This window comes from Archangium violaceum Cb vi76, assembly GCF_000733295.1.
Lineage (GTDB): Bacteria > Myxococcota > Myxococcia > Myxococcales > Myxococcaceae > Archangium > Archangium violaceum.
Genome location: NZ_JPMI01000312.1, coordinates 1 through 1131 on the forward strand (window position 1 = coordinate 1; position 1131 = coordinate 1131).

1 protein-coding gene is annotated in these 1131 nt (G+C 65.6%); it reads left to right on the forward strand.

Going from position 1 to position 1131, the window contains the following annotated elements; genetic code table 11:
* Positions 1 to 856: ISL3 family transposase (locus Q664_RS43190; protein WP_052519403.1), on the forward strand; the 856-nt coding region annotated here is incomplete at its 5' end.
* Between the last annotated feature and the right edge of the window lie 275 nt (positions 857 to 1131).

A 1131-nucleotide genomic window follows, 5' to 3' on the forward strand; every position in this document is an offset into this window, starting at 1 on the left:
AATCAACTGGCGCACGGTGGGTACCATCATCGAGCGGGTGGTGGAGGAGCGCCTGTCGCCAGGGCGGCTGGAGGGGTTGCAAGTCATTGGGGTGGACGAGCTGGGCTGGAGAGCCGGGCACCAGTACGTGAGTCTGGTGGTGGACCACCTGCGCTCGCGAGTCGTCTGGGTAGCGGAGGGGAAGAACGAAGAGACGCTCAATGGCTTCTTCGACGAGCTGGGAGAGGAGAGGACGAAGGAGTTGACGCACGCGACGATGGACCTGTCGGCGGCCTTCGGCAAGGCGGTGGGCAACCGGGCCCCACACGTGCGCAAGGTGTTCGACCGATTCCACGTACAGAAGCTGGCGAACGAAGCGCTGGACACGGTGCGCCGGCAAGAGGTGCGCGAGCAGGCGGGGAGCCCGGAGGGCAAGGCGCTCAAGCACAGCCGCTGGGCGCTGCTGAAGAATCCGTGGAACCTGACGGTGCGCCAGGGAGAGAAGCTCAGCGAGTTGAAGAAGACGAACCAGAGGCTCTACCGGGCCTATCTGCTCAAGGAGAGCCTGGCACGGGGCATGGACTACGTGCAGCCCAAGCGGGCCTCGGAGCACCTGGACAAGTGGTGTCAGTGGGCCAGTCACTCCAGGCTCGCCCCCTTCGCGAAGCTGGCGAAGACAGTGCAGCGGCACAAGGACGGCATTGTCGCCTACGTGGAAACGGGGCTGAACAACGGAGTGGTGGAGGGAATCAACAACAAGATTCGAGCCCTCATCCGCCGCGCCTATGGCTTCCGCAGTCCCAAGGCATTCCGGGCGATGATACTGCTGTGCTGCGGGGGCATGGAGTTCACTCCGCCCCTGCCAGTGGCGGCGTAGCCCTCGCAGTAGAAGCAGGCGGCTGGGACCGAGCCCGGAGCGCCGACAGCGTCGACTGCCACCCGGCCAGCAGGGCAGCGGAGCCAAGCGCTCTGTCATGCACGGCCGCGGCTCTCTGGCGTACCAGGTCGTGCCCCTGTCTCATTCATGCCTCGAGCTCTCGCGGGGACTCGCGTCCCATGGCCATCGCTCGGCTCCGCACACCCCTGAACCCCAAGTCCTCCCCATGCGCACGGCTTCGGTTCCACGCTCCTACCCACTCGACGTACCGAAGA